8 protein-coding genes and 3 tRNA genes are annotated in these 9,640 nt (G+C 72.8%); 8 read left to right on the top strand and 3 right to left on the bottom strand.

All coding sequences use genetic code 11. The features are described 5' to 3' along the window. Both ABT381_RS33530 and ABT381_RS33525 read right to left on the bottom strand, forming a co-directional pair. On the bottom strand, positions 1–1,821 hold a 1,821-nt coding region (locus ABT381_RS33530; protein WP_351601106.1), incomplete at its 3' end, for a PAS domain-containing protein. A gap of 355 nt (positions 1,822–2,176) precedes the next feature. After that, positions 2,177–2,692, bottom strand: a complete 516-nt coding sequence (locus tag ABT381_RS33525) for an SSI family serine proteinase inhibitor (RefSeq protein WP_351601103.1) — start codon at positions 2,690–2,692, stop codon at positions 2,177–2,179. A 224-nt stretch (positions 2,693–2,916) separates the two neighbouring features. On the opposite strand from ABT381_RS33525, the gene ABT381_RS33520 reads away from it, so the two are divergent. The 3 genes from ABT381_RS33520 (at position 2,917) to ABT381_RS33510 (ending at position 3,456) form a co-directional block, all read left to right on the top strand. After that, positions 2,917–3,007 (top strand) — tRNA-Ser (locus tag ABT381_RS33520). Positions 3,008–3,156: 149 nt separating this feature from the next. After that, positions 3,157–3,229: transfer RNA gene (locus tag ABT381_RS33515), tRNA-Arg, on the top strand. Between the two features lie 154 nt (positions 3,230–3,383). After that, positions 3,384–3,456 (top strand) — tRNA-Arg (locus ABT381_RS33510). Positions 3,457–3,535: 79 nt separating this feature from the next. Here ABT381_RS33510 and ABT381_RS33505 read toward each other — a convergent pair. Then, positions 3,536–4,306, bottom strand: coding sequence for an NAD(P)H-dependent oxidoreductase (locus tag ABT381_RS33505; protein ID WP_351601100.1), 771 nt, complete (start codon positions 4,304–4,306; stop codon positions 3,536–3,538). Between the two features lie 71 nt (positions 4,307–4,377). Between ABT381_RS33505 and ABT381_RS33500 the strand changes: the two genes are divergently transcribed. From ABT381_RS33500 to ABT381_RS33480, 5 genes are all read left to right on the top strand, one after another. Further along, a complete protein-coding gene (locus ABT381_RS33500) occupies positions 4,378–5,412 on the top strand; it encodes a GlxA family transcriptional regulator (RefSeq protein WP_351601097.1) in 1,035 nt (344 codons plus the stop codon). Between the two features lie 28 nt (positions 5,413–5,440). After that, entirely contained in the window at positions 5,441–6,352 is a 912-nt protein-coding gene (locus tag ABT381_RS33495; RefSeq protein ID WP_351601094.1) for a DUF2797 domain-containing protein, read from the top strand. Between the two features lie 35 nt (positions 6,353–6,387). Continuing rightward, positions 6,388–7,266, top strand: coding sequence for an amidohydrolase family protein (locus tag ABT381_RS33490; protein ID WP_351601091.1), 879 nt, complete (start codon positions 6,388–6,390; stop codon positions 7,264–7,266). A gap of 235 nt (positions 7,267–7,501) precedes the next feature. Beyond that, positions 7,502–8,254: a response regulator transcription factor gene (locus tag ABT381_RS33485; protein WP_351601088.1), complete on the top strand. Its 753-nt coding sequence runs from the start codon at positions 7,502–7,504 to the stop codon at positions 8,252–8,254. A 23-nt stretch (positions 8,255–8,277) separates the two neighbouring features. Beyond that, a partial coding sequence (locus ABT381_RS33480) for a sensor histidine kinase (protein WP_351601085.1) occupies positions 8,278–9,640 on the top strand: 1,363 nt, incomplete at its 3' end.

Below are 9,640 nucleotides of genomic sequence, written 5' to 3'. Positions count from 1 at the left end.
CCCCGCGTGCGCACGCGGGTCGGCCGGCGTGCCGCGGCCGTCGCTACCCGATCCGTCGTCACCGGCAACGCCCGTACCGAGGCCGTCCGTACCGCCCTCGCCCGGTGCACCGGAAGCCTGTGCCCCGGAAGTCCGTGCCCCCAAAGTCTGTCCGTCCGCCCGGCCCGAGGCCGTCCCGGCCCCGCTCGCGCCGCCTCGGGCACGCCGGCGCCCGCCACCGTCGCCCTCCGCGGCGGCCGCACCAGTACCGGCACCGGTGTCGGCACCGGACGCCGGCATCTCCACCGTCCCGTCCGTGCCGCCGACCTGCTGTCCGGACGCCGGTACCGCCGAGCCGTCCGCCTTGACCGGTACCTCCAGGACGTACGCGCTGCCGCCCGCGGCGCCCGGTACCTCGTGCGTCTGCAGCACGCCGCCGTGCAGCCGGACGATGCCGCGCACGATCGGGCCGTGCACCGGGTCGCCGCCGCTGTACGGGCCGCGTACCTCGATGCGGACGACCGCGCCGCGCTTGGCCGCCGCGACCACGATCGTGGAGTCACCGGCCGGCGTGGCGCCCGCAGGAGTGTTCCCGGTCGAGTCGACGCCCGCGACATCGGCGATCAGATGCGAGAGCGCCTGCGCCAGCCGTGCCGCGTCCACCTCGGCCTTGAGGGGCGGCGCGTGCACAGCGAACTGCGCGCGGCCGGGCCCGATCAGCTCGACCGCGCCCTCCACGCCCGCGGCGACCACCGCGTCCAGCGAGACCTCGGTGCGCTGCAGCTTGTCCGTGCCCGCGTCGAGCTGCTGGTAGCTGAGGACGTTGTCCACCAGCGTCGTCATGCGGCTGTAGCCGGCCGTGAGGTGGTGCAGGACCTGGTTGGCCTCCGGCCAGAGCTGGCCGGCGGGGTCCGACGCCAGAGTGCCCAGCTCGGTGCGGAGCTGCTCCAGCGGGCCGCGCAGCGACTGGTCCAGTACGGCGAGCAGCTGGGCCTGCCGTGCCACCAGCGCGTCCATCGGGCGCCGGTCGGTGAAGGTCATGACGGCGCCGACGAGCTGCTCGCCGTCCCGTACCGGAGCGGTCGTCAGGTCGACGGAGACCGCGCGGCCGTCCTTCGCCCACAGGACCTGGCCGCGCACCCGGTGCTTGCGGCCGGACTTGAGGGTGTCGGCGAGCGGGGTGTCCGCCCAGGGCAGGGGACTGCCGTCGGCGCGCGAGTGGTGGATGAGCGGGTGCAGTTCCTTGCCGCCCAGCTCGCTCGCCCGGTAGCCGAGGATCTGCGCGGCGGACGGATTGACCAGGACGACCTTGCCGTCCGCGTCCACGCCCACCACGCCCTCGGCGGCGGCGCGCAGGATCATCTCCGTCTGGCGCTGCTGGCGGGCCAGTTCGCTCTCGATGTCCAGCTGCCCGGAGAGGTCGCGGACGACGAGCATCAGCAGCTCGTCGCCGGTGTACGAGGAGCGGTGGTCCGCGTACGCCGCCTCGAAGGCCGACTCGTACGGGGTGCGGCCGTCCTCCAGGTTGGCGCTGGTCACCTCGACCAGCATCTCCGTACCGTCCGTGCGCCGCGCGACCATCCGCGTCGGCTTCTGCCGCCCGCCCTCGGGCGTGACGTCGGGGCGCCGCATGGAGCCGGGGATGCGCTTGGAGTCGAAGGTCGGGAGCAGGTCCAGCAGGCCGCGGCCCACCAGGGCCGTGCCCGGTGCCTCGAACGTCTCCAGGGCGATGGTGTTGGCGTTGACGACCGTGCCGTTGCAGTTGACCAGCAACAACGCGTCGGGCAGTGCGTCGAGTATGGCTGCGAGGCGAGCAGCGCCCCGGGATGGCCTGCTGCTCACGACGACGCTTCCTCCCTGACGACCGCATCTTGCCGACACCCACCGTGGTGTGTGACTGAAACCCACCGTGGCGTGTCACTGGAAGGGAGTCTACGGGCACCGGGCGGGGACGCGGAGGCGGATGACGAGGAGGTAATGCCACGGCCCTGTGCGACTCGCCGCACGCCCGACATGTGCCCCGCGTCCTGATCTGGGGCCCTACTTGGGCACGAAACCCGGCCGGTTTTCCCGCTTGTTGGGCCGGTTTTCACGGGAAGCGGAACCACCTCTTCCGTCCTGCCTTCCTCCGGTCCCCGTCTCCCGGTACCGCCCTGACGTCGACTTTTGAGCCGACTCGGGCTTCCCCTTTCGGCCTCTACTGGGCGGCGGCGGAGGGCAGCAGCGGGACGAGCTTGTCCCAGCGGTCGATCTCACAGCCGTTGTCGCGCTTGAAGGTGGCGTCCACCGGGCGCCCGGCCCAGCGGCCGGTGACGTGCGCGGTGGCCGGCCCGCCGTACTGCATCGTGCAGGCCGTGTCGGGCGGGACGGGCGCGAAGGGGTCCTTGCCCCAGCGCGTCACCTTGTCCAGCGCCCGGCACGCCTCCGCCGCCTTGGGGTGGTCGCCGCCGGCGGGGTGGCACTTCAGTTCGTGCGTTCCGTCCATCGCGGTACTGCCGGAGTCGGTGACGGTCACCTTCAGCCGGTCTCCCCCCTGCGACAGCGGGATCGGCATCAGCCGGTGCTGCTCCGACGGGGTGACGGCACCGGCCGTCGGCGCGCCGACGGCGGGCGCGACGGCGCAGGTGGCGGCGGTCAGGACGAGTGCGGCAATGCGGCGCAGCGCCATTGGACTCTCCAGGGCGTGGGACTCGGGACGAACGGGGGTGGGCACCCCTGTCCCTCCTAACGCTCCACCGCGCCGTACGTTGCGCAACCGCGCGACCGCGCAGCGCGACGCCGGTCCGTATCGGCGGTCCGTATCGGCGGGAAGTGCCGGGAAGCGCTTTGCCCGGCGGGCCACGCGCCTAGTACCGTAGACCTCGATTGGTGACAGCACGCTGAGCTGTGCCATCATCTGCACACACCACATCGCGTTCGCGCGGGTGGCGTTTGCGTGGAGGCGTCGCCTAGTCCGGTCTATGGCGCCGCACTGCTAATGCGGTTTGGGTCTTAAAGCCCATCGAGGGTTCAAATCCCTCCGCCTCCGCCCTTGGGTGAAGCCCCGGCCAGCTGGTCGGGGCTTCACTGTTTTCGCAGGTCAGGCTGGGCGTGCCTAATGGATTTCGCGCTGCGGCCCGGCTCATGTAATGTTGTTCCCGCAACGCCGACCGGCCGAAAAGACGGCCGGGAAGTCAAGCGCTCGTAGCTTAACGGATAGAGCATCTGACTACGGATCAGAAGGTTGCAGGTTCGAATCCTGCCGAGCGCACAGCAAGGGAAGCCCCGTCGAGAGATCGACGGGGCTTTCGCGTTGCCGCTGGTGCCGCTGTCACTGTGCGGTGCCACGTTTTCGTCTTGCGTCGCAGGTCATGTAATGTTGCCTGCGCATCGCTGCCCGGTCGAACAGACGGCCGGAAAGCCAGGCGCTCGTAGCTTAACGGATAGAGCATCTGACTACGGATCAGAAGGTTGCAGGTTCGAATCCTGCCGAGCGCACAGCAGACCGAGGGCCCCGTCGAGGAATCGACGGGGCCCTCGGTGTTTTCGCGGTGAGGCTTTTCCTGCCGCCCCCGGGTCACGCTTGCTCGTGGATGCCGAGGTCCTCCCGGCCCGGGGCGAGGTGGGAGTGGAGCGTCAGGTTCGCGTCGTAGTCGCCGCCGTTCTGGGTGCGGTACGGGATCGGGGGCGTGGTGGCGAGGGTGCTCAGGCGCTCGCGCAGCCGGGCGGCGGCCTCGGCGTACCGCTCGTCGGAGAAGCGGTTGGCGCCGGCGACGAGGACCGGGGGCAGGACGGACATGCCCGCGTACCAGAGCGTGCCGTGCTGGAGGGGGAAGAGGATGGCGTCCAGGCCGCCGTTGATGCCGCGCGGGCCCAGCTCGCGCTCGCGGGCGCCGACGGTGAGCACGACCATGGCGCGCTTGCCGGCCAGCCGGCCCTCCCCGTAGCGCAGGGTGCGCCCGGTGGCCTCGTCGGAGACGCCGTACCCGAAGCCCTTCACGAAGACGCGGTCGAACCAGCCCTTGAGGATCGCGGGCATCCCGTACCACCACAGCGGGAACTGGACGATCACCGTGTCCGCCCAGTCGAGCTTCTCGTGCTCGGCGGCGATGTCGGGGGCGAGCCGCCCGCTCTCGTACGCCTCGCGCGAGTGGTTGGCGACGTCCAGGCGGTCGGCCGGGTCGTGGCCGTAGTCGTCGGCGTCCACGACCGGGTTCCACTTCATCGCGTACAGGTCGGAGACCCGGACCTCGTGGCCCTCGGCGCGCAGGGCGGCGATGCCGTCGTCCTTCAGCCGGCCGTTGAGGGAGCGGTGCTCGGGGTGGGCGTAGAGCCAGAGAATCTTCATGTCCTCGATCCTCGGTGGCGCGGTGCCTCGAAACGAGTGGCCTGATGGCCATGGTGTGAAAGAATCGGGCCATGGGTGCTTTTACGGAGAGCGGGCTGCACAGGGTCGCGGTCCTGGTGCGGGACGGCCTGCTGCCGATGGAGCTGGGCATCGTCCACCGGATCTTCGGGCAGGCCAGATCGGCCGCGGGGGAGCCGCTGTACGAGGTGGTGACCTGCGCCGTCGAGCCCGGTGAGGTGCGGACGGACGTCGACTTCTCGATCAATGTGGCGCACGGGCCGGAGGCGCTGGCCGAGGCGGACACGGTGGTCGTACCGGCCTCGCACGAGGACTACTCCCCGGAGGACGGGCGGCTGCCCGCGCCGCTCGCCGCGGCGCTGGGCCGGATCAGGCCGGGGACCCGGGTCGCGTCGATCTGTACGGGCGCCTTCGTGCTGGCCGTCGCGGGCCTGCTGGACGGGCGGCGGGCCACCACGCACTGGCGGTCCACGGAGGACTTCCGGCGGCTGTTCCCCGCGGTGTGCGTGGACCCCGATGTGCTCTACACCGAGGACGGCAACGTCCTGACCTCGGCCGGCGTTGCCTCCGGCGTCGACCTCTGCCTGCACATGGTGCGCAGCGACCACGGCGCCGCGGTGGCCAACGATGTCGCGCGGAGCACGGTCGTGCCGCCGCACCGCGAGGGCGGCCAGGCGCAGTACATCCGGCGCCCGGTGCCCGAGCGCCAGTTCTCCACGACCGCCAAGGCGCGGGCCTGGGCCCTGGAGCAGCTGCACCGGCCGCTGAGCCTGCGCGAACTGGCCGCGCGCGAGTCGATGAGCGTACGGACCTTCACGCGGCGCTTCCGGGAGGAGGCCGGGATCTCGCCGCTGCAGTGGCTCACGCAGCAGCGCATCGAGCGGGCGCGGCAGCTGCTGGAGGAGACGGACCTGTCGGTGGACCGGGTGGCGGCGGACGCCGGGTTCGGCACGGCGGCGTCGCTGCGGCAGCATCTGCAGATGGCGCTGGGGGTGTCGCCGAGCCAGTACCGGAGCACGTTCCGGGGGCCGGAGACGGGGGCGAAGGCGGGGGCGTTGGCGAAGGCGGGGGCGAAGGCCGCGGTGTGAGGACGGCGGGGCGAAGGGCGGCAGGCGGATGGCGACGAGGTGGCGGTGCACGGGGCCGCGCTGGTCGGGCGAGGAGTTCGGGCTGGGCTGGTGCCACCCGGAGCGCGCCGGGGAGCGGCTGAGCGCGCTGCCCGCCGGACGGCCGCTGGCGTTCGCGGCGGAGGGTGAGCGGCGCTGTCTGGGCGTGCGGCGGGCCGGGCGGTGGACCGTCTGTCCGCACGAAGCGGTGCTCGACGGGGCGGGCGCGCGCGACCAGTGCCCGGACTGCGCACGGCTGGACCGTTCGCGGTCGGTGGCGGCGGACACGATGGCCGACGACCCGCGCCCGTACGGCGTCTACCTCGCGTACTTCGGGCCCGGCCTGCTGAAGGTGGGCATCACCGCGGCCGAACGGGGCGCGGCGCGCCTCCTGGAGCAGGGCGCGGTCGGGTACTCCTGGCTGGGGCGCGGGCCGCTGATGGCCGCGCGGCGGGCCGAGGCGCTGCTGGGGAGCGCGCTGGCGGTACGGGACCGGTTCGGCAAGGCGGAGAAGCGGGCGGCGCGGCGGACGCTGCCGCCGGCCGCCGAACGGGCCGCCGCGGTGGCCGCGCTGCACCGCGAGGCGCAGGCGCTGCCGGGCTGGCCGGAGGCGCTCGGGACGGCGCCGTACGCGTACGTCGATCACGCCGAGGTGTTCGGGCTCGACCGCATTCCGGCGGAGCCGGGAACCGTGGCGGGGATCGCGGCGCTGCGCGCGGGGGACGAGATCGTCGGGGCTGTGCTGGCGGCGGCCGGTTCGGATCTGTACCTGGAACAGGCCGGTGCGGGGCCGGTGCTCGTCGTGGACACTCGGCTGCTGTCCGGGTGGGTGCTGCGGGCGACGGAGGGGAAGGTGACGACGGCGGCGGTGGTGCCGCTGGACAGCGGCGCGGACGAGGGGCGGCAGGAGGGGTTGTTCTGAGCACGGCGGAACGGACGAGCGGAGGGGCGTGCGGGATGGCGGCCGAGGGTGACGATCGGGTCGAGGCGTTCTGGCGGGAGCTGGGGCTCCCCGGACTGATCGACGTGCACACGCACTTCATGCCGGAGCGGGTGCTGGACAAGGTCTGGGCGTACTTCGACGCGGCCGGGCCGCTCGTCGGCCGGGAGTGGCCGATCACGTACCGGTACGAGGAGGAGGAACGTCTCGCCGTGCTGCGCGGCTTCGGCGTCCGCGCGTTCACCTCGATGATCTATCCGCACAAGCCCGGCATGGCCCAGTGGCTGAACGGCTGGGCGGCCGGCTTCGCCGCGCGCACGCCGGACTGCCTGCGGACCGCGACGTTCTTCCCCGAGGACGGCGCGGCTGCCTACGTACGGGCGGAACTGGCGGGCGGGGCGCGGATCTTCAAGGCGCATGTGCAGGTCGGCGGTTACGACCCGGCGGACGACCGGCTGGATGAGGTGTGGGGGCTGATCGAGGACGCCGGGGCGCCGGTCGTCGTGCACTGCGGGTCAGGGCCCGCGCCCGGCAAGCACACCGGGCCCGAGCCGGTCGCCCGGGTGCTGGCCCGGCACCCGCGGCTGCGGCTGGTCATCGCGCACATGGGGATGCCGGAGTACACCGACTTCCTCGACCTGGCCGAGCGGTACGAGAGCGTGCACCTGGACACGACGATGAACTTCACCGACTTCGCCGAGCGGGCCGCGCCGTTCCCGCGCGCGGAGCGGGGGCGGCTGGCGTACCTCGGCGACCGCGTCCTCTTCGGCAGCGACTTCCCCAACATCCCGTACGGGTACGCGCACGCGCTGGAGGCGCTGACGCGGGTGGAGCTGGGCGACGACTGGCTGCGCGGGGTCTGTTACGGGAACGCGGCGAGGCTGCTGGGCCTCTGAGCGGGCCCCGGCCCGCCGCGGTCGGCTCTCCGCCCCCGCGCTCAGGGCCGATTGTCAGTGGTGCCTGCCATGCTTTTACCAGTGAGACCGGCTGGACCGCGCGGGGGGCGGCCCAGCCGGTCATGCGCCCCGCTGCCCGCTCATCGGGCACGTCTGCTGCACCGTCATGCGTTTCTCAGGGAATTCACAGGTGGGGGAAAGGGGGTTCTCAGAGGCCGCGGCCAGCCTTGCCGGTATGACTGCCACTGCCGGATCGCTGCCCTCCACGAAGAAGCACCCGGAACTGCTGCGCCCCGACGGAAGCCCGGTGCGCGTGCTCGTCGTCGACGACGAGGCGTCGCTCACCGACCTGCTGTCGATGGCGCTGCGGTACGAAGGCTGGGACATCCGCTCCGCCGGGGACGGCGTGAGCGCGCTGCGGGCCGCGCGCGAGTGGCGGCCGGACGCGGTGCTCCTGGACGTCATGCTGCCCGACATGGACGGCCTGACCGTACTGGGCCGGCTCCGCCGCGACCTGCCCGACGTGCCGGTCCTCTTCCTCACGGCCAAGGACGCCGTGGAGGACCGCATCGCCGGGCTGACCGCGGGCGGCGACGACTACGTCACCAAGCCGTTCAGCCTGGAGGAGGTGGTCGCCCGGCTGCGCGGGCTGCTGCGCCGGGCCGGTGCCGCCGCAGTACGCCCCTCGTCGGTGCTCGCGGTGGGCGACCTCGTGCTGGACGAGGACAGTCACGAGGTGTCGCGCGGCGGGGTGGACATCCACCTCACGGCCACGGAATTCGAGCTGCTGCGGTACTTGATGCGCAATCCGCGCCGGGTGCTCAGCAAGACCCAGATCCTGGACCGGGTCTGGTCCTACGACTTCGGCGGCCAGGCCAACGTCGTCGAGCTGTACATCTCCTACCTGCGGCGGAAGATCGACGCGGGCCGCAGCCCGATGATCCACACCCGGCGCGGCGCGGGATATCTGATCAAGCCCGGCGAGTAGGCGGGAAGAGGCGGAAGGCAGTCATGTCCCGTACGTCCAAGGGTCGTTCCGGACGGCGTCCGTGGTCGCTGCGCACCCGGCTGGTGGTGGCCGCCGTGGCACTGATCGCCGTGGTCGGCACCGTCATCGGCACGGTCACCGCCATCGCGCTGCACGACTACCTCCAGACCCAGCTCGACCACCAGCTGGGCGAGTCCGTGCGGCGCACGCAGGGCGGCCCGGTCGCGCACGATCCGCTGAAGCGGCAGAGCTTGGACTTCATCGCCATGCCGGGCCAGCCGATCGCCACCGTCGGCGCCCGCGTCGCGCCCGACGGCGACATCGAGCAGGGCGCGAAGAGCAACGATTCGAGCAGCCACGAGCTCTCCGACCACCTCGACGCCCTGAACGACGAACAGCTCCAGGCGCTGGCGGCGGTCCCCCGGGACGGCGAGCCGCACACCGCCACGCTGCCCGGACTCGGCGACTACCGGGTCGAGTCCACGGGCGACGGCTCGATCGTCGTCGGCTTCCCGCTGGACCAGGTGCAGGAGACGGTCGGCACGCTCATCGTGGTCGAGGTCTGTGTGACGGCCGCCGGGCTGATCGCGGCGGGCATCGCGGGCGCCTCCATGGTCGGGCTCGCGCTGCGGCCGCTGCGCCGGGTCGCCGCCACCGCCACCCGGGTCTCCGAACTCCCGCTGCACCAGGGTGAGGTGGCGCTGCACGAGCGGGTGCCGGCGGCCGAGGCGGATCCGCGTACCGAGGTCGGCCAGGTCGGCGCGGCCCTCAACAGGATGCTGGGGCACGTCGGTTCGGCGCTGGCCGCGCGGCAGGAGAGCGAGACGCGGGTACGGCAGTTCGTCGCCGACGCCAGCCACGAGCTGCGCACGCCGCTCGCCTCGATCCGCGGTTACGCCGAGCTGACCCGGCGGGGCAGGGAGGACCCCGGGCCCGACACCCGGCACGCGCTGGGCCGCATCGAGTCCGAGGCGACCCGGATGACCGGGCTGGTGGAGGACCTGCTGCTGCTCGCCCGGCTGGACGCGGGACGCCCGCTCTCGTATGCGAGCACCGATCTCTCACCGCTGGTCGTGGACGCGGTCAGCGACGCGCGCGCGGCCGGTCCCGGCCACCACTGGCGGCTCGAACTCCCCGCGGCACCGGCGCTCGTACGGGCCGACGCGGCACGCCTGCATCAAGTACTGGTCAACCTCCTCGGCAACGCGCGCACGCACACGCCGGAGGGCACGACGGTCACCGCGCGGGTGGCCCGGCACGGCCCGTCCGTCCTGCTGGAGGTCGTGGACGACGGCCCGGGCATACCGGCGGCGACGCTGCCGCGCGTCTTCGAGCGGTTCGCGCGCGGCGACGCCTCGCGGTCGCGGGCCGCCGGCAGCACCGGCC

The organism is Streptomyces sp. NPDC000151, from assembly GCF_040301705.1.
Classification (GTDB): Bacteria; Actinomycetota; Actinomycetes; order Streptomycetales; family Streptomycetaceae; genus Streptomyces.
The sequence above is the reverse complement of the archived record's forward strand: the minus strand, read 5'-3'. Positions and strand labels throughout refer to the sequence as shown.